Raw genomic sequence first — 22,100 nt, forward strand, 5'->3', positions numbered from 1 at the left:
TCGACAGCGTGGTCGACGGCGCGACCAAGGGCATGAAGAAGGCCGTCGAGAAGATCGTCAAGCACACCGGCGAGACCATCCCGAAGACCCTGCGCAGCACCTCGGACAACCATAGGCGCAACGAATCGGCCACCGAGGACGCCCTGAACAGGATCACGGGCGGCCAGGACGGCAAGGGCGGCCCCGGCTCCCCGCTGAAGGGCCCCGGCGGCAACGGCGGCCCGGCCGGCGGCAAGACGGATCCGCTGAACAAGGCCCTCAACGATCCCCGTTACCACAGCGTCGAGCCTAAGAATCGGTATTGCAAGGAAGACCCGATCGACGTCGCCAGCGGCCAGATGCTGCTGGAACAGACCGACCTCACGCTGCCTGGCGTGCTGCCTCTCGTGCTCAAGCGGACGCATCTGTCGGATTACACCTTCGGCACGTGGTTCGGCCGCTCCTGGGCCTCGACCTTGGATGAGCGCATCGAGGTCGACATCCGCAACAAGGCAGTCTGGGCGCGGGACGACGGCACCCTGCTGGTCTACGATCAGCTGCCCACCCCGCAGCAGCCGGAAGTGCTGCCGCTGGAAGGGCCGCGAATACCCCTGCGCCGCACGAGCGAGTTCGGCGCTCAGGATATGGAGTTCACCACCACCGACCCGCGCACCGGCTGGACCCGGTACTTCGCCCGCCCGCGTGGGGAGGGTTGGCAGCTGTGGCTGATCGCGATAGAGGATCGGAACGGCAACCAGATCGACTTCCACCGCGATGCGAGCGGTATCCCGACTTCAGTCACCCACAGTGGCGGTTATGACGTCCGACTCACCGCTGACCGAGACCGCGGACGCATCACGGACCTCTCACTGCAAACGGGCGAAGGGCCCGGAGACACCGTGCGGGTGATGGCGTACAGCTACGACTCCGGCAACGGCGATCTGGCTGAGGTCCTCAACTCCTCCGGGCAGCCGTTGCGGTTCAGCTACGACGCCGAAGGGCGGATCACCTCTTGGACCAACCGCAACGGCTCCAGCTATCAGTACGTACACGATCGTTCCGGACGTGTTGTACAGACAATCGGTCCTGAAGGGTATCTCTCGGGCACGTTCGCCTACGACTCCGCGAATCACACGACCCGCTGGACGGATGCGCTGGGTCACGTCACGCTCTACCAGCTCAACGACCGCGGGCAGATCATCGCGGAGACCGACCCGCTCGGTCACACTACTCGGCAGGATCTCAACGCCCGCGGCCAAGCGCTGACCCGCACGGACCCGTTGGGCCGTACCACGGAGTACGCCTGGGACGACCAGGGCAATCTGATTGCCGTGCAGCGCCCCGACGGCTCACGGACGGCTATGCGCTACAACGAACTCGGGCTCCTGGTGTCGGTCCAGCGCGATGACGGCTCCCACATGGTCCAGGAGTTCGACGACATCGGCAATCGGCTGTGTGTCACCAACGCGGTTGGTGGGGCAACCCGCTTTACCTACGACGATCGAGGGCGCCTGACCTCGGTCGTCGACGCCCTTGGTGCAACGACGCGCGTGCGCTGCGACGAGGCGGGGTTGCCCATGGAGACCAGCGATCCGCAGGGTGCGGTCACCCGCTGCGAACGGGACGCTTTTGGCCGTCAGACAGCCGTCACCGACCCGCTTGGCACGACGACGCGACTCGAGTGGACCATGGAGGGCAAGCTTGCTCGTCGCACGGGTCCGGACGGCACCGCTGAGTCCTGGACATACGACGGCGACGGCAATTGTCTGACGCACACGGACGCCATGGGCGCCGTCTCCCGGTTCGAGTACACACATTTCAACCTGCAGTCCGCGAGCGTTTCCCCGGACGGCGAGCGCTACGAGTTCCAACACGACGCGGAGCTGAGGCTTCGAAAGGTCATCAACCCGCAGGGCCTGACTTGGCGTTATCGGTACGACCCTGCAGGACGCTTGATCGAGGAGACGGACTTCGACGATCGGGTCGTCAGCTACACGCACGACGCTGCGGGGCAACTCGTCACCCGCACTACGCCTTCTGGCGCCGTCATCCGTTTCGAGCGCGACCTGCTGGGCCGGACCTTGGCACGAGAGGCTGCCGGCATCGTCACAACCTATGCCTACGACGTGACGGGAGGCTTGGCCGAGGCGAGAACCCCCCACGCAGTCTTGACATTGGAGCGGGACGCCGCGGGGCGTCTCGTCGAGGAGACGGTCAACGGCCGCACCCAGCGATACGCCTACGACGTGCTGGGGCGACGCATCCGCCGTATCACGCCGACTGGTGCGACCAGCATCTGGCAGTACGACGCCGCGGGACGCCGTACTGAACTGAGCGGCTCTGGCCGCACCATCAAGTTCGAACGCGATGCGGCAGGTCAGGAGCTGACCCGACGCATTGGTGAGAGTCTCACCCTGACCCATGACTACAACGCTCAAGGCCTCCTGCTGAGTCAGGAGCTGACCGGCCCGGACTCCCGGCGCGTGCAGCATCGTGCCTACACCTACCGCACAGACGGTCACGTAGTCGCCATCGACGACCACCTCAATGGCGCCCGCCGGTACGACCTTGACCATTCAGGTCGGGTCACCAGCGTGCACTCGGCAAACTGGGTGGAGACCTACGCCTACGATCAGGCAGGCAACCAGACACAAGCCTCCTGGCCTTCGTCGATGCCTGACCAGGAAGCGGTGGGGCCTCGCACCTACACCGGCACCCGTATCAACTCTGCCGGCGGCGTTCGCTACGAGTACGACACTGCCGGGCGCGTCAGCCTGCGACAGAAGGTCCGCCTGTCGTCCAAGCCCGACACATGGCGCTATGAGTGGGACGACGAGGACCGTCTCACGTCCGTCACCACGCCTGATGGGACTCGCTGGCGCTACCTCTATGACCCGCTTGGTCGACGCAGCGTCAAACAGCGGTTGGCGGCCGACGGCAGCACGGTTGTCGAACAGGTGGACTTCACCTGGGACGGCACCACACTGTGTGAGCAGACAACCCGTATCAGCGGTGACGACCACGCGGTGAGCCTCACGTGGGACCATGACGGGCTTGCCCCGCTAGCCCAGCGCGAACGCATTCACCACATTGATATGCCGCAGGACGAGATCGATGCTCGCTTTTTCGCTGTCGTCACCGACATCGTGGGCACTCCGACTGAACTCGTCGACGAGTACGGGAACATCGCTTGGCGTTCTCGGTCCACCTTGTGGGGTGGCACTGCCTGGAACCGCGACGCGACGGCGTACACCCCGCTCCGATTCCCCGGTCAGTACTTCGACCCTGAAACGGGCCTGCATCACAACTACTTTCGTCACTACGACCCTGTCAGCGCTCGCTACCTGTCCCCGGACCCCTTGGGTCTCACTCCTGCCCCGAACCCTGTCGCGTATGTTGCGAATCCCCTCCATGGAATCGACCCTCTCGGTCTGGCCGAGCTGCCGCTGGGGGAAAAGGGAAACCCGTTCCCGGACCGCGCGAGTGCGGAGCGAGCAGCGTTCGACATGGCAGGGGTCGACTATGGTAGAGATCCCGACTTTGAGTGGGAAATCGGGAATGATGTCAAGCGGAAGGGGCAGGAAATGTACCTCTACGACCCCGAACCCACCCACTGGGGAAATATGCGTCAGTTCGAGACACCGCAGGGATCGCGGGTTGTTGTCGAGCACACTCATGATCCAGCTGGCTCCCACTTTCACACAGGGGAGCCAAAACATGGAGCGGATCGGACAGGGGTGAACTTCGGGTGGGCCAGTAAGTACCCGTCTGATGAGAACTTCGAGCGGTACGGAAAAGTCAATAAGCCGGGTGGCGACCACCACCTGTTCTACAAGGGCGGAGAGGTGTGTCCCTAGCATGAGCGAGCCAGCATCGACAGAACTCCTTGGCCGTTGTGGCCTGGAAGTCCTTGACGGGCTCCCGTCCGATTCCCTGCCTACGCCTCGGCGTGCAGTGGGTATCACCATCGGTGGAACGGAACCGGCCGCGAAGGTCCCCCTTGCGGGGCCGACACTGAGTGCACGTGTTGACTCGGCATGGTTCCAGCTCGCTCGTGAGCATCAGGTTGTGGACGCGGAAGGCCGTTTCCTGATCACCACCACGATGGAAGGGCCGTGGGTGCCAGTGCGCATTCACGGTGCATTGCATATGGCGGAGCACCTGGTGGGACGTAACGCACCGCCAGGGCATGCGGAGTTCGTCACGATGGCACTTGACGGCAGCGTCATGTGCGGTGTGACCACGGAGGAGTATGACGTTTGGCTGGTAGTCGACCGGGAGCGGATCAAAACGCCGCCTCCGCCCCCTCCTGATGTCGAGGCATTCCGCGCCGCCACGCGCAGGAAGCAAGAGCTCGAGAAGCGGTACGCGCCGGAGCGCCTGGAGGAACCACTCGACGACGGGTGGGTTCTCCTCGCGTTCCATCGCCACACCAAGAATCTCCGGCGTCTCCACGAGATCCCTGACGAATTTAGTCGGAGTCTGTTCCACGGGCTTCTCGGTGACACTCGGCCTAGTGCTGATGAGCCTCCGCAGCGCCTAACGGAGAGCCAGGCGCAGGAACTCGGCGAACGGCTAGGAATTCCTGTTGACACCAGCAGTTTTGGTTACTTCCTCGAGTTTCAGAACGCAGAGGCGAAGAATCGGCAGTCACAGGCGCGTGCGATTGCACCCCACCTTCTGTCCTGAGGGAAGTAGCAGCGGGCGACGCAAAGGTTGGCGCTGTCCCGTCGACCTCCCGGGCAAGCTCGAGGGGGCCTACGAGCTGTACGTGGCCGAGCACGTGGTGGACGGCCTCGACCCCGAGCAGTCGTCCGAACCGCGCATGCCCCGTCGCGAGATCGAACGAGCCGTCTTCCGCCCCGATGCCCTACGTCCCCACCTGCCTGCCTTCCGTGTCTCCGAAAGCTTCTGGGCCGTGTATTGGAACGGTTGGGCCGCAGACCTGCTGTGCGACCTCATCGGCGAGGACAACCTCGAATTGCGCTTCGTCTGGTCCACCGACCCGGAAGCCAAGCCGCACCGGGCACCGATGGGCTTCTGACCAGATCAACTCCGCCACGGCAGCCGTCGCGGTGGCGGGGCGGCGTTCTGATCCGGGCGATCCGAGACCCCTGGCGGTTGGGCCGGGCGGCCTACGTTCACGGCATGACGATCACGTACGAGTGGCGGGGCGAGTTCGAGAACGCAGCTGTGAACGCGCTGCACGCTAAGGGCTTCGGTCATCGCGTCCTGGACGTCGACTGGCTGGAGCGGGTCCACCGCCACAGCCTCGGCTGGGTCTGCGCCCGGAGTGACAGCGAACTTGTCGGGTTCGTCAACATCGCGTGGGATGGTGGGGTCCACGCCTTCATCCTGGACACCGTGGTGAGGGCAGACCTTCGCCGTTCCGGGATCGGGGTCGGACTGGTCGACGCCGCTGTTCGGGGTGCCCGGGCGGCGAACTGCGAGTGGCTGCACGTCGACTTCGAGGACGACCTGCGGGCGTTCTACTTCGACGGCTGCGGATTCAAACCGACGACGGCCGGCCTCATCGCGCTCTGACCCTCATCGAGCAAACTGCGTAGCTTTCTCGGAAGTGACGGTGAGGACTGGTACCGCAGTTGGTGCTCAGGGCCGTGATTCCTTGACGGCCGCGACGAAAGCCGACCAGTTGGCGGCAGAGAACAGCAGCGCAGGACCGTGCGGGGCCTTGGAGTCGCGGACGGGGACGCCGGAGGGGTGGTTGTCGAGGACTTCGAGGCAGCTGCCGGCGTCGCTGTCGCTGTGGGAAGACTTCCGCCAGCCGCTCAGTATGGCTGCGTCCGGGATGGTTCGGTCAGTCATGATGCCCGTACTCCTTCGCAGTGGCCCTGAGCAGGGCCAGTGACTCCTTCTGTGGCAGCGCGTCACACATCGCGAGTTCGTAGCGGCTCTGCAACACGCGGACCACAGACGGGGAATCGTGCAACTTCCCCGCGCGGTAGCCCTCACCGTATGCCAGAGGGGGCTGGTCCTCGAACCACATGAGCGTGAGCATGCCCGACATGAGCGGGTGAAGGCCCACCCCGAACGGCATCACATGGACGCGGATGCGTCCCTTCTCGGCGAGACCCACGATGTGCGTGATCTGCTCCGCCATGATGTCCTCGCCGCCCACAGGGCGCCGCAGTACCGCCTCATCGAGCAGCACCCACACCACTGGCGTGACCGGATCTTCGAGGATCTTCGCGCGCTCAAGGCGTGTGACAAGGCGCTTGTCACATTCCTCTTCGCTCACCGGAGGGAACGCCGCACCCAGGACCGCACGGGCGTACCTCTTCGTCTGGAGGATGCCCGGGAAGAACGCCGAGGCGAACTCACGGATCATCACCGCCTGTTGTTCGAGTACGAGCACAGCCTCGAAGTACTCGGCAACCTCTACGTCGTCCTGCGGCAGGAAACTGCTCAGCACATCTCCCGTACCCAGCGCTTTGTCCAGTTGTCGAGCGTCCGACTTCGACGGCATCCGCCGCCCCGCCTCGATATGCGCGATGTGCGAACGCGTCATGAACGCCCGGTCGGCCAGCTCCTCCTGCGTCAGCCCCGCCGCCTCGCGCTGCTGCCGGAGCCAGTCGCCGTACGTGTTGCTCATCGCCAACTCCCTTGTGACGAATGCTTTGTCACACCCAACCCTCTGGCGAGGCTAGCCCGATCCGTCTCAGTCTGTGAGTTGATCGCTACAGAACGGAGTCGACGTCATGCGGCACCCCATCGCCCGCCGGTTCTTCGAACCACTGCTTCGCCGCCTACGCACCCGCACCCGCCCCAAGCGGTATGCGTGCCGCTGCCTCAACGGGCCGACCGTTCACCACACCGGCTCCCGACCCCGGCCCCCGCAGACGCCAAGTCCGCTCGCAGTACCCGGCATCGGCATCGGATCGTGCGGCATGCCCTCAGTGGTCGTCGGGGGCGCCAGGTGACCGGCGACACGAACGGCGTGACCGACGCACGCCTGCTGCCCTGGACGGGGGCCGGGGGTAAGCCCTGTTACCTCTTCAGCGACGGCACCGGCCATGTCTCCCACGTAGCCGACACCGTCGAGAGCGTGCAGCTCGGCATGGCGGCCGACCTCCTCGATCACGTGGCCGACATGCTCGACGACGACCGTCGGCTGACATACGCACAGCTCCGCTTCCTGCTCGCCAGGATGAGCGAGGCGCTCACCGATGTGCGTCGCATCGCGGAGAGCCGGGGCGCGCGTCTGCACGTCCCCGCGGGGCGAGCGCCGGATTGCCGACCGTGAGGATGGGGACATCGCCTGTGCCAAGTGGCGTGCCGTCACACCGTCATCGGCGACCGGGAAAGTCCCCCCGAGCCGTGCCGTACAGGCCGATCAGCAGGAGTGCGGCGGATCCCGCCCAGGAGAGGGCGTCGGACGGCTGCGCGGCGGGCCACGCCCACCAGTGGGCCGTCTGCTCCGGTCCGTAGCCGAAGACCGAGACGATCAACGCGATCAGCGTCGGAATCACCGTGGAGGCGTGGTTGCCGAGAGTCGCTCTGCCGATGAGGGCCAGCCCGGTGTAGAGGGCCAGGTTGCGGACGGTCGATTCGACAGCGAACTCGCTCGCACCGCTGATCCATCCGGCCATCACCGGGACCGCCACAGCGGCCGTCGCCGCCACCACCGCGACGGCCAGCAGGGAATCGAGGGCGGCGACCCGTCGTAGCGCTGTCCTTTCGATGGGGGTGGGCGTGCCGTAGCAGGTGTTCAGGGCGATGGCCGGTGCCAGTGGGGCGAAGAGGATGAACGGGACATCTGCCGATGTGGCTCCGCCCAACTGGGGCAGCGGCAGGTGGCTGTTTCCCAGGGTGAGGGTCGCGGCCCAGAATCCGACGGTGACCATCGTGAGCAGGGTGGGCCGACGTGTGTGGATCCACCAGGTCATCGCGGCATGCACCGTGCCTGGGTGAGGGTCGTGCGGAACCAGTCCTTCTGGCTGCTCAGGCTGGTGTCGAGGACGCGTCCGACGGGGGCCCAGGTCCGCGGGTCCGAGCTGTTGCGGGCTTCCTGCGGGCTCCGGCCTGCCCGCACGGACAGCCAGATGCCGAGTTCGTCCTGGGAGCCGTACGCCTGCTGCGCGGCCGTGGCCGGGTCCGCCGGGCAATGCGTGCGGCTCTCGTTGTGGGAGCCGGCGACGAGGGTCACGGCGAGATCGGAGGCGAGGCTGGTCACCATGTCCTGGCTGGTGAAGCCGGGATCCTGCCTGACCGTCACCGTCCACTCCTTCCGCCCGGGACGCAGGCCGCTTTCGGTGACGACATCGGGCGGGCTCACGCCGACGAGTCGGAGGCGTTCGACCGCTGTGCTCACGGTGCGGGCCGTCTCGGGCAGCCGGGACGCGTGCTCGGGCCAGACGCACACCCGTGTGCCCTGGACGTCGTCGCAGACCAGTTCGGACTCCGGACGTGCCTGAACGGCGTCCGGGCCGAGTTCGTCCACAAGTCCGACGCCGGTGGAAGTGGTGACCAGCGTGGCTACCACCGCCAGCGCGGCACCCCAGTGCGGTACGGACCGGGGCAGGCTCCCCAAGCGGGGCGTGCGGCGGGAGAGGGACGCGGCGGCGACGGCGAGCGCGGCCAGACCGGCGGACATGAGCGCGGGGGCCGCGATGGCTCCCGGATAGGCCTCGGAGGTGTTCATGCAGCAGCCGAAGGCCGGCCGGGTGAGATGGCGCAGCCACAGGGGCTCCAGCGCGGGCGGGTACACGTTCCACAGGTAGTCGCCGACCAGTACCACCGGGACGGCGGCCACGGCGGGCAGCCACATGCCGATGGCGTAGCCGGCGACGATGTGGGCGCACAGGATGACGCAGGCCGAGGCGATGATCCGGGCGTCGGGCCAACCCGGAGCCGACTCCATGTGCAGGCGAGCCACGGCGAGTGCCACCGCCAGGGCGAGGAAACCCAGCAGCGCGACCGGCGCGAGGGACGCGGCGGCGATCTGCCAGCCGTTACGGGTCGGGGTCCCGTCGCCGATTCCGGCGCGGCGGAGCCTTCCGGCCTCCCAGGCGGCACACGCCGCGGTCACCGGGGCGATGAAGATCAGAGCGGAGGCCGCCTTGGCGGTGGCGGCCGTCCAGTAGCCATCCAGGTCCCCGGCGACGTAGTCCGAGGAGACGTAGAGGGCGACGATCAGGAGCAGCGCCGGAGCGGCGGGCACGGCCGCGTTGGCGCGCGGGTGGAGACGGAACATCACCATGCTTCGTCGCCTCCGAGAATCGCGGTGTAGGCGCCGTCCGCTACCCGGCCGGCTGCCGTGTCACCGGGGGCATGGGCGTAGAACTCCTCGACCGTGCCGCTGAATCGGACCACCCCGTCCGACAGGACGACGACGTGTTCGTAGACCTCGGAGAGGTCCTCGGTCTGGTGGGTGGAGACGACGACGTCGGAGGTCTCGGCGAGTTGCTCGACGACCTTCCGGAACGTGGTCCGCTGCGCGGGGTCGAGACCCGCCGTCGGTTCGTCCATCAGCACGAGCCGGGAAGAGTGCACCAGCGTCTGGGCCACACCGACCCGGCGCAGCTGTCCGCCGGACAGCGATGACGCCTGCTGATCCGCCTTCTTGGCGAGCCCGACGCGCCCGAGTGCCGCCACGGCACCGTCCCATGCGTCACGTCGTGACATGCCCTTGAGCCACCCGGCATAGGCGACCTGTTCCTGGCACGTCATCCCGGGAACGGCGGTGATGTTCTGGGGCATCCACCCGACCTGGCGCCGATAGTCACGCAGTTGGGAACGTACGGCGGGGTCGAGGCCGGCGAAGGAGACGGTGCCGGAGCGCGGCTTCAGGGCGGAGGCGGCGAGAGCCAGGAGTGTGGTCTTGCCCGCGCCGTTGGGCCCGAGCAGCACCGTGCGGCCCGAGGGGAAGGCGAAGCTGAGTCTGTCAAGGACGACCGGGCCCCGCCGGTACTGGTAGGTGCAGGTGGCGAACTCAACAGACACAGCCCACGGCCTTCTTGAGAGAAGTGACGACGCTTCAGTGCGGTGCTCAGTAGCGGACCGAGACCGAGTCGACCTTCAGGTAGTAGCCCGACGAGCTGTCCTGGATCTTCGTCACGGTGAAGTGGTAGTCGCCGCTCGGCTGGTCTCCGAAGGCGTGGGAGTCGGAGCTGGTGCAGTGGAACGTGTAGCGGCCGCGGTTCTCGTCGGGCTCGACGATCGAGGTCTCGCGGGTCAGCTGCAACTGCGTGTTGGTGACCGAGGGGCCCAGTCCTCCGTTGCTGCAGCCGCTGAGCGAGATGGAGGTGCTCACACTGTCGTTGTTCTTGTCCACCCAGGTGCGGGAGTTGAAGCCGGTGCGGACCCCGCTCATGCTGGAGCTCCAGCTCCCCTCGGCGTGGGCCGGTATCGCGCTTGCGAGTACGGCGGCCGAGGCACATCCGGTGATGGCCGCGATCATCCTTTGTCTGCGCATGGTGCGTCCCCTCCGTTCGCATCTGGCGTGCTCACGCCAGGTTGGTCGGAGCTGACGCTATGGCGCATGATCTTGCGCCGGGTGAACGGGCGGGGAAATGATCATGGTGTTTTTGAACAGTCAAGTATCAGAAGTGCGTGGCGATCCCGAACACCCGCCGCAGCTGAGCCATATCGTGCCGATCGCGGTCGGTCGGCTCGTACCCCTGGTGGAAGTGGACCTGCTGCTCCGCGGACAGGCACGGGACCGTCGTACCGCCGATGGTGCCCGTCACGAAGCAGGTGGAGGGATAGATGAAGGGGCGTGACGGGTCGAGTGACGCCTGCTGCGCGGAGCCGTCCTCGGCGAAGACCAGGGGGTGGAGGTCGATCTCCCGTCCGTCCGGGGCCGTGAGCACGAAGCGCACGGGGCGCCAGTTCAGGGTCTCGACGAAACCCGCTGCGTTCAGGGCCGCCAGCACCGCATCCTCCTGCTCCCGGCGGTGCATCAGGTCCAGGTCGCGGTGGGTGCGGGTCTGCTCGCCGATGAGGGCGTCGATGCCCCAGCCGCCGCCGATCCAGACGTCGGACTCCGCCTCGTGCAGCAGGGCCAGGACGGTCAGTACATCGTCGGCGGTCATCGGGTGTACCGGTTTTGACACGCGTACAACCTTTCTTTCGGCCTCGTGAGTCAACAGGGCATGACTCACGGGACATCGCATGAGAAGTCGAAGGACGAGAAGGCGAGAGGCGTTTCCAGACGTGCCAGAGCGCTCGTCGCCGTCGGCGTGGGTGCGGGCGTCTTCATACCGTCCCTCGCCGCCGCCACCCCCGCCATCGCGGCGACCACCCCCACCGTCAGCTGCACGTCCGCCAAGGCCGGTCTCGCCGACAAGCTGAAGAAGGACATCACCGCCGCCCTCGCCAACCGCAAGGGCACGATCGCGGTCGGTCTGTACGACCGGTCCACCAACACCACCTGCACGCTGCGCCCCTCCACGGCCTACGACTCCGCCAGCGTCGTCAAGGTGACCGTGCTGGCCACGCTGCTGTGGGACGCGAAGAAGACGAACCGGTACCTCACCGACCGCGAGGTCTCCCTCGCCAAGGCCATGATCACCAAGTCGGACAACGACGCGACCAGCAAGCTCTGGAAGCAGCTCGGGCTGACGAAGATCAAGGGCTTCCTCGCCGCCGCCGGCATGACGCAGACCAAGCCCGGCGCGAACGGTTACTGGGGCCTGACCCAGATCACCGTCACCGACGAGCAGAAGCTGCTCAAGCTCATCACGGCCAAGAACGCGGTGCTCAGCGACAACTCCCGCGCCTACATCCTGAAGCTGATGGGGCAGGTCGTCTCCTCGCAGCGCTGGGGCACGCCCTACGGAGTGCCGTCCGGTGTCTCCGTGGCCGTGAAGAACGGCTGGCTGCAGCGCTCGACCAACGGCTGGCGCGTGCACAGCATCGGCGCGTTCAAGGGGGGCGGCCACGACTACATGGTCACGGTGCTCACTCATGGCAACAGCACCATGAACTACGGCATTACGACCATTCAGGGCGTCGCCAAGGTCATCCACAGGGGCCTCGCCGCGAGCTGATCACCAAGCCGACCTTTAACGCGGCGGCCTACCCTGCGTCACCCACCCGTCCTACGGTGACGCCCATGCGCCTCAGAACCGTACTCGCCACCGCCACCGCGGGCCTGGCGGCGGCCACCTCCCTCACCGCCGCCGGCCCGGCGAACGCCCACGTCGCCTCCACCGCCAACTCGCCGGGCGCCCACGCCTGTTCGTCCTCCGTCTCCATCGACCGCTTCTCCGACGCGCTCGACAAGACGACGTACGACGGCACCTTCGTCGGCAACTTCTCCGCGCTGGCCGTCGACCGGGACGGCTCCCTCGCAGCCGTCTCCGACCGTTCCTCGCTGTTCGGCCTGGACGGCAGGACGCTCGCGCCCGAGGCCGTCGTCCCCCTCGCCGACGAGACCGGCGCCACCCTCGACTCCGAGGGCCTCGTCATCGACCGGGACGGCACCCGGCTGATCTCCTCCGAGACCGAGCCCTCCGTACGCCGCTACTCCCGCGACGGCCGGATCCTCGACCGCCTCCCCGTGCCGGACGCCCTGAAGGTCGCCCCGGCCGGTCGTGCCGTCTCCAACGGCACCTTCGAGGGGCTGACCCTGCTCCCCGGCGGCCGCACCCTGCTCGCGTCGATGGAGTACGCCCTCTCCGGCGACAGCGCGGGCATCGTCCGCTTCCAGACCTGGCAGCGGGCCAAGGGCGTCGACTTCGAACTCGGCCGCCAGTACGCCTACCGCACCGACACCGGCCTCGGCGTCCCCGAGGTCCAGGCCACCCCCGACGGCCGCCTCCTCGTCCTGGAGCGCGGTTTCACCGCGGGCGTCGGCAACACGATCCGCCTCTACCTGGCCGACCCGCGCCGCGCCACGGACACCGGCGGTGTCGAGAACCTGACCGGTCAGGACGGCGTACGTCTGATCAAGAAGACCTTCCTCGCGGACATCGCCGCCTGCCCGTCCCTCGGCGCCACCGCCAAGCAACCCCAGCCGAACCCGCTCCTCGACAACATCGAGGGCATGGCGATCACGGGGTACTCGAAGGGGCGCCTGAAGGTGCTGCTGGTGAGCGACGACAACCAGAACGCCGTACAGACGACCCGGTTCTATTACCTGCGAGTACGCATTTGAGCGCACCGCTCCTCGCGCCACCCCTCGCACCCTCCCCGTTTGTTGCGGCGGGATGAAATCAGACCCCATCCGCGTTGGTGCCTTCCGGTAGATCAGGACGAACGGAGGGCACCCGCGTGGCAGCGCAGCAGGGGGAGACGAGGGGCTGGGCAGGGCGACTGTGGGGCTATGCCTGGCGCTACCGCAAGGACGTGATCCTCGCCCTGGGCTCCTCGCTCGCCGGTATGGCCGTCATGGCGATCGTTCCGCTGATCACCAAGGTGATCATCGACGACGTGATCGGCGATCACAGCCGGGGTATGGCCCTGTGGGCGGGCCTCCTCATAGCCGCCGCCCTCGCCGTCTACGTCCTCACCTACATACGTCGCTACTACGGCGGCCGGCTCGCCCTCGACGTCCAGCACGACCTGCGGACCGAGATGTTCGGGACGATCACCCGGCTCGACGGGCGACGGCAGGACGAGCTGTCCACCGGGCAGGTCGTCGGACGCGCCACCAGCGATCTCCAGCTGATCCAGGGCCTGCTCTTCATGCTCCCGATGACCATCGGGAACTTCGCGCTCTTCCTGATCTCCCTGGTCGTCATGGCGTGGCTGTCGGTGCCGCTGACGCTGGTGGCCCTCGCGGTCGCCCCCGGCCTGTGGTGGATCGCCAAGCGCAGCCGCACCAAGCTGCACCCCTCCACCTGGTACGCCCAGGCCCAGGCCGCGGCCGTCGCGGGCGTGGTCGACGGCGCCGTCAGCGGCGTACGCGTGGTGAAGGGGTTCGGGCAGGAGGAGCAGGAGACCGGGAAGCTGCGGGACGTCAGCCGGCGGCTCTTCGCCGGGCGGCTGCGGACCATCCGGTTCAATTCCAGGTACACCCCGGCGCTGCAGGCCGTACCCGCCCTCGGTCAGGTCGCCATGCTCGCGCTCGGCGGCTGGCTGGCGGTGCGCGGGCACATCACCCTCGGGACGTTCGTCGCGTTCTCCACCTATCTCGCCCAGCTGGTCGGGCCGGTCCGGATGCTCGCCCTGGTGTTGACGGTCGGGCAGCAGGCGCGGGCCGGTACCGAACGCGTCCTGGAGCTGATCGACACCGAGTCGTCGATCAAGGACGGCACCAAGACGCTGCCCGCCGACGCCCCCGCGACCGTCGAGTTCGACGACGTGTCCTTCGGCTACGACGACTCCACCGGGCCCGTCCTCGACGGGCTCAGCTTCGAGATCCGCCCCGGCGAGACCCTCGCCGTCGTCGGCTCCTCCGGCTCCGGCAAGTCCACCGTCTCCCTCCTCCTCCCGCGCTTCTACGACGTCACCCGCGGCGCGGTGCTCATCGGCGGCCACGACGTCCGCGAGCTGACCTCCGACTCGCTGCGGGCCGCGATCGGGCTGGTGCCCGAGGATTCGTTCCTCTTCTCGGACACCGTCCGCAGCAACATCGCCTACGGCCGCCCCGACGCGACCGACGAGCAGATCGAGGCCGCCGCGCGCGCCGCCCAGGCGGACCGTTTCATCGAAGAGCTGCCCGACGGCTACGACACCAAGGTCGGCGAGCACGGCCTCACCCTCTCCGGCGGCCAGCGCCAGCGCGTCGCGCTCGCCCGGGCGATCCTCACCGACCCCCGGCTCCTCGTGCTCGACGACGCGACCTCGGCGGTGGACGCCCGTGTCGAGCACGAGATCCACGAAGCGCTCCAGCACGTCATGCAGGGCCGGACCACCCTGTTGATCGCCCACCGGCGCTCCACTCTGGGCCTCGCCGACCGCATCGCCGTCCTCGACGCAGGCCGCCTCGCCGACATCGGTACCCACGAGGAACTCCAGCAGCGCTCCGCCCTCTACCGCCGCCTCCTCACCGACCCCGACGAACTCGGCGGCGTCTCGCCCGGCCACACCCAGCCGGCCTGCCCCCGGGAGGACACCTCCGTACGGGACGAACTGGACGCCGAGTTCGACGCCGAGCGTGGCGTGACGCCCCGTCTGTGGACCGGCGACCGTGAGCGCAAGGACCTCGCCCTCGCGGAGTCACCGGCCACCCCGGAGCTCCTCGCCCAGGTCGAGGCGCTGCCCCCGGCGGCCGACACGCCCGGCATCGACGAGGCGCGTGCGGTCCGGCCGGAGGAGTCGTACGGCCTGAAACGGCTGCTCCGCGGCTTCGGGCGTCCCCTGCTGATCAGCCTCGGCCTGGTCGCCGTGGACGCGGGGATGGGGCTGCTGCTGCCCGTCCTGATCCGGCACGGCATCGACTCGGGTGTCACCCAGGCCGCCCTCGGCGCGGTCTGGGCGGCTTCGCTTCTCGCCCTGCTCGCGGTGACGGTCCAGTGGGTGGCGCAGATCGGGGAGACGCGGATGACCGGGCGCACCGGCGAACGCGTCCTGTACTCCCTGCGTCTGAAGATCTTCGCCCAGCTCCAGCGGCTCGGGCTCGACTACTACGAGCGGGAGCTGACCGGCCGGATCATGACGCGGATGACGACGGACGTCGACGCGCTGTCGACCTTCCTCCAGACGGGTCTGGTCACCGCGTTCGTCTCGGTCGTCACCTTCTTCGGCATCATGGTCGCCCTGCTGGTGCTCGACCTCGAGCTTGCGCTCCTCGTCTTCGCGACCCTGCCGCCGCTGATCGTCGCCACGTACTTCTTCCGCCGGGCGAGCGTGAAGGCGTACGAACTCGCCCGTGAGCGGGTGTCGTTGGTGAACGCCGACCTCCAGGAGTCGGTGTCCGGGCTGCGGATCGTGCAGGCCTTCCGGCGCGAGCGGGACAGCGGCGCGCGGTTCGCCGAGCGCAGCGACAGCTATCGGCAGGCCCGCATCCGGGGCCAGTGGCTGATCTCCGTCTACTTCCCCTTCGTGCAGTTCCTGTCCTCGGCGGCCGTGGTGGCGGTGCTGATCGTCGGCGGGGGACGGATCGACGACGCGACGCTGACGGCCGGTGCGCTGGTGGCGTATCTGCTCTACATCGACCTGTTCTTCGCCCCGGTCCAGCAGCTCTCCCAGGTCTTCGACGGCTACCAGCAGGCCACGGTCTCCCTCGGCCGCATCCAGGAGCTGCTCCGGGAGCCGACCTCGACGAAGGCGGCCGAGGAGCCGCTGGAGGTGCTGTCGCTGCGGGGCGAGGTCGCCTTCGAGGACGTGCACTTCGGGTACGGCTCCACCGACGGAACCGAGGAGGCACTCGGCGGGATCGACATCCGGATCCCCGCCGGGCAGACGGTCGCGTTCGTCGGCGAGACCGGTGCGGGCAAGTCGACGCTCGTCAAGCTGGTGGCGCGGTTCTACGACCCGACGGGCGGCCGGGTCACCGTCGACGGCACGGACCTGCGCTCCCTGGACATCACGTCGTACCGCCACCGGCTCGGCGTCGTCCCGCAGGAGGCCTACCTCTTCCAGGGCACCGTCCGCGACGCCATCGCCTACGGCCGGCCGGAGGCGACGGACGCCGAGGTCGAGGCGGCGGCCCGTGCGGTGGGCGCCCACGAGATGATCGCCACCCTCGACGGCGGCTACCTCCACGAGGTCGCCGAGCGCGGCCGCAACCTCTCCGCCGGGCAACGCCAGCTGATCGCGCTGGCCCGCGCCGAGCTGGTCGACCCCGACATCCTGCTCCTCGACGAGGCGACGGCCGCCCTGGACCTGGCCACGGAGGCCCAGGTCAACCAGGCGACGGACCGTGTCGCGGGGCGCCGTACGACACTGGTCGTCGCCCACCGCCTGACCACCGCCGCCCGCGCGGACCGGGTCGTGCTGATGGCCCACGGGCGGGTCGCGGAGGACGGCACGCACGAGGAGTTGGTGGCGCGGGGCGGGCGGTACGCGGAGTTGTGGCGGACCTTCCTCGGGCAGAGTGAGCCGGAGGAGCCGGTGGGGGCGGCCCGGTAGGTCCCGCGACGGCGCGTCCGGGAAGGTGGTGCAACCACCCGGCATACGCCGTGCGTCCGTACATCAGTACGCTCATTGCCGGTGTACGGGGAGGACAACACAGTGGACAGTGGTGCGATACGCCGACGAGTGGCGGTCGGCCTGGCGTTGCTGACCGCGTCCGGAGTGCTCGCGGTCGCGGCCCCGGCCGAGGCGCAGGCCGCGCCCACGCGGTGCGAGGGACGCAAGGTCAGGACGTACCCGTTCACCACCGGCACCCTCTACGTCTACAAGAAGCGCGGCTACATCTGCGCCGTCACCGTCCCCAAGGACCCCGGGCGCCGGCAGAAGATGATGGTCAGCGTGCAGGCGTATCGAGCCAACCCCGTCAAGGACGAGGGCGTGTACAGCTACCGGGCCGGTCCGGTCACCGTCCATGCCGGGCACCGCTGTGTGTGGGTGAAGGGCAAGGTGGGGCGGGGGTCGGTGAGCAAGGGCTGGATACTCTGCTGAGCTGCTCTCTCTCCTGTTCCTGAGCTGCTGTTTCTCCATCTCCCCTGGTGTGTAAGGGAGTTACTCCGATACCTTCCGCACGCACATCTGTCTCACAGGGGAGGGTGCATGCGCAAGGCGCTCAGATGGCTGCTCGCGTTTACCGTGCTCATAGGCACGGTCAGCACGGCAGGCGCGGCCACCGCCGCCGAGCCGGAGGCCACCGGCACGACCGACATCAAGGAACAACTGCTCTCCGTACCGGGGATGAGCCTGATCGAGGAGAAGCCGTACCCCGGTTACCGCTTCTTCGTCCTCAACTTCACCCAGCCGGTCGACCACCGGTACCCGTCCAAGGGCACGTTCCAGCAGCGGATCACCGTGCTGCACAAGGACGTCAGCCGGCCGACGGTCTTCTACACCGGCGGCTACAGCGTCTCCACGACGCCGAGCCGCCGTGAGCCGACGCAGATCGTCGACGGCAACCAGATCTCCATGGAGTATCGCTTCTTCACACCGTCCCGGCCCCAACCGGCCGACTGGACCAAGCTGGACATCTGGCAGGCGGCGACCGACCAGCACCGCATCTACCAGGCTCTGCAGCAGGTCTACGACAAGAAGTGGATCTCCACGGGCGGCTCGAAGGGCGGCATGACCGCCACGTACTACGAGCGTTTCTACCCCCGTGACATGGCCGGCGTCGTCGCCTACGTCGCCCCCAACGACGTCGTGAACGACGAGGACGCGGCATACGACCGCTTCTTCGCCGAGGTCGGCACCAAGGAGTGCCGGGACCGGCTGAACGCGGTGCAGCGGGAGGCGTTGGTGCGCCGGGAGCCGCTGAAGAAGCGGTACGCGGACTACGCGGCGGAGCACGGCTACACCTTCGGCACGGTCGGCAGCCTGGACAAGGCCTACGAGGCGGTCGTCCTGGACTACGTCTGGGGCTTCTGGCAGTACAGCCTGGTGTCCGACTGCGACTCGATCCCGGCGGACGCGCCGCACGCCACCGACGAGGAGATCTGGAACTCCGTCGACTCGATCACGGGGTTCGCCTCCTACACGGACCAGGGCCTGGAGCCGTACACGCCGTACTACTACCAGGCGGCCACCCAGCTCGGTGCGGCGACGATCCGCTTCCCGCACATCGAGAAGAAGTACATCCGCTACGGCTACCAGCCGCCGCAGAACTTCATCCCGAGCGACATCCCGACCAGGTTCCAGCCGTGGGCCATGCGTGACGTGGACACCTGGGTGCGGCACAACGCCCGGCACATGCTCTTCGTCTACGGCGAGAACGACCCGTGGGGCGCGGAGCGGTTCCGGGTCGGCGCGGGCGCGAGGGACTCCTACGTCCTCACGGCGCCGGGGGCCAACCACGGTGCGCGGGTCGCGGGCCTGGTGGACACGGAGCGGACCCTGGCCACGGCTCGCATCCTGGAGTGGGCGGGCGTGGCGTCGGCAGCGGACGGGGCGAAGCCGCTGGCCAAGTTCGACGCGAAGCTGGACCGGGCCGAGGTGGAGCAGCAACTGCGCCCGTGAGGCAGGGCGGCTCACACCGGCCGCGCACACCCCACCGGCTTCTCGCCGCCCAGTTGGACGTACAGGGCCGTCGACAGCGGGCACTTCGCTCGCTTGTCGACGGCCTTCGTCACCTTGTACTGCGGCTTGCGTTCGGCCTTGCCGTCGCAGGAAGTCTCGCGGACCTGGCCGTCGCCGGAGCTGTAGACGCAGTCGCCGACGATCGTGCGGGGGCCGCCTCCGCCGCCGGGGTCGCCGGGGTGGGGGGAGGCGAGGTTGCGCATGCAGGCGTAGCCCTGGGGGATCGCGCCGTCGCCGTCCTCGTCGGAGGTGCGGCTCTGTTCGCTGATGTGCAGGACGAAGTCGGTGGTTCCGGGGCAGAGCGGTCCGTCAGCCACCCTGCCGTCGTGCCGGGCCACGACCCGGGCCGCCGCCCGCTCGCTGGTGCAGGAGACTTCGGTGAAGCTCGTCGTGCCGAAGGAACTGCACTCGTCGACGCCGAGGAACACCGCGCCGTATCCGGCGGGCCGGGTCGGCGTCACCTGCCGCCCGTTCCCGGTTCCGGTCCCGGTCGGGGTCGCGGTTGCGCTCTCCCCGAGTCGGCCGTCCTCCTCCGCCGCCCCCGACGGGCTCTGGCACCCCGTCAGCAACGCGGCGAGCAGCGCCAGCACCGCGCAGGCCACCCCCGCCACACTTCTCTCGCGCATCGCACTCCCCCCGACTACCCCCGTCCAGCGTGGCCCGTCGCGGAGGGCGCACGCCAGACGTGTGGGGTCCTTTGCGTCGGTTGGGGGTGAGTGCGCCCGTTGTGCGGCGTACGGGCTCTACGTCCAAAGTGCTACGGCGTGCTACCTGCTCCCGTACGACAGCCCGTGCCCGACCGGATACAGCACCCGCGTCGGATCGTCCGCCCGCTGCACCGGCACCGGGAGCCTCCCGCGCGGGGCCGCCCGCCCGGCGAGCACCCGGGCGGCCGCCCGCAGTTCGACGTCGGTCCAGGAGTAGGAGGCCAAGTAGGCGGGGACGGCGGGCAGGTGGGCCACGTCGTACGGGTTGCGGATCGCCACCGCCGCCACCGGCTTCCCCGTCGCGAGGAGCTGCTCGACCAGCGCCTTCTGCGTGCTGCTCGCTGTGACGTTGTACGTCCCGACCACCACCGCGTCCGCCTCCCGCGCCGCCTCGACGGCCCGGGCGATGGTGCCGGCGGAGGGTGCCGTACCGGTCGACAGGGCGGTCGCCGTGAAGCCCAGCTCGGTGAGGGCGGCGGCGAGCACGCCGGTCGGGGGTCCCGTCGTGCCGGACGGGGAGGCCGGGTCGGCGCCGACGACCAGGAGCTTGGGGTGGGTGCGGCGGGACAGGGGGAGGAGGGAACCGTTGTTGACCAGCAGGGTCGTCGTCCGTTCCGCGATGCGGTCGGCCGTCCTGAGGTGGGACGGGGTGCCGACGTTGCGGTCGACACCGCCCTGGCTGACGTACGGCTCCTCGAAGAGCCGCAGCCTCGCCTTCAGCCGCAGGATCCGCAGGATCGACTCGTCGAGCCGCGCCTCGGTCAGCTCGCCGTCCTGGACGGCCTTGAGGACCGCGTTCCACGCGATGTCGATCGACGGCGGGTTGAGCAGCTGGTCCACGCCCGCCTTGAGCGCGAGGACGGGGACGCGGTCGTCGCCGTACTTCGTCCGTACGCCCTCCATGCCCAGCGAGTCGGTCACCACCAGGCCGTCGTAGCCCAGTTCCTCGCGCAGGATGCCGGTGAGGATCGGGCGGGAGAGGGTGGCCGGGTCGCCGGAGTCGTCGAGGGCCGGGACCATGATGTGCGCGGTCATGATCGAGTCGATGCCGGCGCGGACGGCGGCCCGGAAGGGCGGGGCGTCCAGGGTCTCCCACTGCTCGCGGGTGTGGGTGATGACCGGGAAGCCGTAGTGGCTGTCGACGGCGGTGTCGCCGTGGCCCGGGAAGTGCTTGGCGGTGGCCGCGACTTGCCGGTCGGTTCGCGATCGCTGGTATCCGGCCACCTCGGCGGCGACGATGTCGGCCACGGCGTCGGGCTCGGAGCCGAAGGAGCGCACGCCGATGACCGGGTTGGCCGGGTTGACGTTCACGTCGGCCACGGGGGAGTAGTTCTGCCGGATGCCGAGCGCTTTGAGTTCCTGTCCGGCGATACGGCCGAGGGTGCGGGCGTCGGCGCGCGAGCCGCCGGCTCCGATGGCCATGGCACCCGGGAACAGGGTGGCGGGCTCGCCCACGCGGCAGACGATGCCGTGCTCCTGGTCGGTGGAGACGAGCACGGGCAGGCCGCGGGGCTGGGTGAGGGACGCCCGCTGGATGCCGTTCGACAGGTCGGCGATCTGATGGGGGTTACGGGTGTTGTGCGCCCAGGTGAAGTAGATGATGCCGCCCACGCGGTACCTGGCGATCAGCTCGGCTGCCGTGCGGACGCCGATCTCCTTGAGGTTGGCGTCGATGTCGGCCTGGTCGGGGGCGGTGGCGGAGTGGCCGTAGACCCGCATGACGAAGAGCTGGCCGACCTTCTCCGGCAGGGTCATCCGGGCGATGAGGGCGCGGAGTTTCCGGTCGTCGGGGGTGGGGGATCCGGCGTGGGCGGGGCCCGCGACGCCCAGGGCGGTGGTGACGCCGGCGGTGGCCGCGAGAACCGTACGTCTCGAAGGTGTTGCGGCGTTTCCCTTGCTTCTTTTGCTTCCCTTGCTTCCCGTGCTGGTGTCGGGCACGTGCGCTCCTTCCGGAGGTGGTGCGCTGAAGGAAACTTCCGAGAAGTCACCAATAACCGGGAAGTTTCTGCCAGTCAAGGGAACGAACCGTAACCAACAAGGGGCCGCCATCGGCGCAGTTGGAGGGGGGCGCGCCGATGACGGCGTGCTGCCGGCCGTGGCACGGCGGAGAGGGTGGTCAGCGATCGCAGCCAGCAGCGAGGGCCGACACCGCGCCACGGTGACTCTCCGGCAGCTTGCGGGTTGGACGGGCGGGGGTGGGGCTGGGTTCCCGGGATGGCCGGAATCCGCGAAGTTGGTGAGGTGGGGGTCTGGGGGGCGGGTGGGCAAGGTGGTGGGCGCCCGGGGCGGGTGGCGGGCGGGGCACCGGCCGGGTGGGGAGGGTAGGGGCGGCGAACGGGCGATGGGTGGGGAGCGGGGAGC

Annotated in this window: 19 protein-coding genes; 10 read left to right on the plus strand and 9 right to left on the minus strand. The window is 68.5% G+C overall.

What is annotated here, in order from left to right:
• Positions 1-8: 8 nt before the first annotated feature.
• The 4 genes from BLU79_RS25865 to BLU79_RS25880 all read left to right on the plus strand — a co-directional run bounded on the left by BLU79_RS25865 (position 9) and on the right by BLU79_RS25880 (position 5,523).
• On the plus strand, positions 9-3,836 hold the full coding sequence (locus BLU79_RS25865; RefSeq protein ID WP_093908287.1) for a DUF6531 domain-containing protein: 3,828 nt from the start codon (positions 9-11) through the stop codon (positions 3,834-3,836).
• A 97-nt stretch (positions 3,837-3,933) separates the two neighbouring features.
• Positions 3,934-4,668 carry a hypothetical protein gene (locus BLU79_RS25870; RefSeq protein ID WP_143052525.1) on the plus strand — a complete coding sequence of 245 codons (735 nt, stop codon included), beginning with the start codon at positions 3,934-3,936 and terminating at the stop codon, positions 4,666-4,668.
• Between the two features lie 82 nt (positions 4,669-4,750).
• The gene (locus BLU79_RS25875; RefSeq protein ID WP_093908289.1) at positions 4,751-5,023 is read left to right on the plus strand and encodes a hypothetical protein; all 273 of its coding nucleotides are present in this window, start codon (positions 4,751-4,753) and stop codon (positions 5,021-5,023) included.
• Between the two features lie 104 nt (positions 5,024-5,127).
• Entirely contained in the window at positions 5,128-5,523 is a 396-nt protein-coding gene (locus BLU79_RS25880; RefSeq protein ID WP_093908477.1) for a GNAT family N-acetyltransferase, read from the plus strand.
• A gap of 66 nt (positions 5,524-5,589) precedes the next feature.
• Here the strand turns inward: BLU79_RS25880 and BLU79_RS25885 are convergent, their stop codons facing one another.
• Positions 5,590-5,805: a DUF397 domain-containing protein gene (locus BLU79_RS25885; RefSeq protein WP_093908290.1), complete on the minus strand. Its 216-nt coding sequence runs from the start codon at positions 5,803-5,805 to the stop codon at positions 5,590-5,592.
• Positions 5,798-6,592, minus strand: a complete 795-nt coding sequence (locus BLU79_RS25890) for a helix-turn-helix domain-containing protein (protein WP_093908291.1) — start codon at positions 6,590-6,592, stop codon at positions 5,798-5,800. Before BLU79_RS25890 ends, BLU79_RS25885 begins: the two co-directional genes overlap by 8 nt.
• Positions 6,593-6,937: 345 nt before the next feature.
• Here BLU79_RS25890 and BLU79_RS25895 point away from each other — a divergent pair, with 345 nt between their 5' ends.
• On the plus strand, positions 6,938-7,243 hold the full coding sequence (locus BLU79_RS25895) for a hypothetical protein (protein ID WP_093908292.1): 306 nt from the start codon (positions 6,938-6,940) through the stop codon (positions 7,241-7,243).
• Positions 7,244-7,286: 43 nt separating this feature from the next.
• Here the strand turns inward: BLU79_RS25895 and BLU79_RS25900 are convergent, their stop codons facing one another.
• The 5 genes from BLU79_RS25900 to BLU79_RS25920 all read right to left on the minus strand — a co-directional run bounded on the left by BLU79_RS25900 (position 7,287) and on the right by BLU79_RS25920 (position 11,033).
• Positions 7,287-7,886 carry a hypothetical protein gene (locus tag BLU79_RS25900; protein ID WP_143052526.1) on the minus strand — a complete coding sequence of 200 codons (600 nt, stop codon included), beginning with the start codon at positions 7,884-7,886 and terminating at the stop codon, positions 7,287-7,289.
• Positions 7,883-9,199 carry a DUF7224 domain-containing protein gene (locus tag BLU79_RS25905; RefSeq protein ID WP_093908294.1) on the minus strand — a complete coding sequence of 439 codons (1,317 nt, stop codon included), beginning with the start codon at positions 9,197-9,199 and terminating at the stop codon, positions 7,883-7,885. Before BLU79_RS25905 ends, BLU79_RS25900 begins: the two co-directional genes overlap by 4 nt.
• A complete protein-coding gene (locus BLU79_RS25910) occupies positions 9,193-9,942 on the minus strand; it encodes an ATP-binding cassette domain-containing protein (protein WP_093908295.1) in 750 nt (249 codons plus the stop codon). The genes BLU79_RS25905 and BLU79_RS25910 overlap by 7 nt, the downstream gene beginning before the upstream one ends.
• Before the next feature lie 46 nt (positions 9,943-9,988).
• Positions 9,989-10,414 carry a hypothetical protein gene (locus BLU79_RS25915; protein ID WP_143052527.1) on the minus strand — a complete coding sequence of 142 codons (426 nt, stop codon included), beginning with the start codon at positions 10,412-10,414 and terminating at the stop codon, positions 9,989-9,991.
• A gap of 127 nt (positions 10,415-10,541) precedes the next feature.
• The gene (locus BLU79_RS25920; protein ID WP_093908297.1) at positions 10,542-11,033 is read right to left on the minus strand and encodes a nucleotidyltransferase domain-containing protein; all 492 of its coding nucleotides are present in this window, start codon (positions 11,031-11,033) and stop codon (positions 10,542-10,544) included.
• A gap of 60 nt (positions 11,034-11,093) precedes the next feature.
• On the opposite strand from BLU79_RS25920, the gene BLU79_RS25925 reads away from it, so the two are divergent.
• The 5 genes from BLU79_RS25925 to BLU79_RS25945 all read left to right on the plus strand — a co-directional run bounded on the left by BLU79_RS25925 (position 11,094) and on the right by BLU79_RS25945 (position 18,972).
• Positions 11,094-11,990 carry a serine hydrolase gene (locus BLU79_RS25925; RefSeq protein WP_093908298.1) on the plus strand — a complete coding sequence of 299 codons (897 nt, stop codon included), beginning with the start codon at positions 11,094-11,096 and terminating at the stop codon, positions 11,988-11,990.
• 65 nt (positions 11,991-12,055) lie between these two features.
• On the plus strand, positions 12,056-13,099 hold the full coding sequence (locus tag BLU79_RS25930; RefSeq protein ID WP_093908299.1) for an esterase-like activity of phytase family protein: 1,044 nt from the start codon (positions 12,056-12,058) through the stop codon (positions 13,097-13,099).
• 116 nt (positions 13,100-13,215) lie between these two features.
• Positions 13,216-16,959, plus strand: coding sequence for an ABC transporter ATP-binding protein (locus BLU79_RS25935; RefSeq protein ID WP_093908300.1), 3,744 nt, complete (start codon positions 13,216-13,218; stop codon positions 16,957-16,959).
• A 102-nt stretch (positions 16,960-17,061) separates the two neighbouring features.
• Positions 17,062-17,451: a hypothetical protein gene (locus BLU79_RS25940; protein WP_093908301.1), complete on the plus strand. Its 390-nt coding sequence runs from the start codon at positions 17,062-17,064 to the stop codon at positions 17,449-17,451.
• A gap of 108 nt (positions 17,452-17,559) precedes the next feature.
• A complete protein-coding gene (locus tag BLU79_RS25945; protein ID WP_093908302.1) occupies positions 17,560-18,972 on the plus strand; it encodes a S28 family serine protease in 1,413 nt (470 codons plus the stop codon).
• An 11-nt stretch (positions 18,973-18,983) separates the two neighbouring features.
• Here BLU79_RS25945 and BLU79_RS25950 read toward each other — a convergent pair whose 3' ends face one another.
• Both BLU79_RS25950 and BLU79_RS25955 read right to left on the minus strand, forming a co-directional pair.
• Complete coding sequence (locus BLU79_RS25950) at positions 18,984-19,658, minus strand: hypothetical protein (RefSeq protein ID WP_093908303.1); 675 nt, start codon at positions 19,656-19,658, stop codon at positions 18,984-18,986.
• Positions 19,659-19,799: 141 nt separating this feature from the next.
• Positions 19,800-21,677 (minus strand): glycoside hydrolase family 3 protein, encoded by a 1,878-nt coding sequence (locus BLU79_RS25955; protein ID WP_093908304.1) that lies wholly within the window; start codon positions 21,675-21,677, stop codon positions 19,800-19,802.
• Between the last annotated feature and the right edge of the window lie 423 nt (positions 21,678-22,100).

This window comes from Streptomyces sp. cf386 (genome assembly GCF_900103585.1).
Lineage (GTDB): Bacteria > Actinomycetota > Actinomycetes > Streptomycetales > Streptomycetaceae > Streptomyces.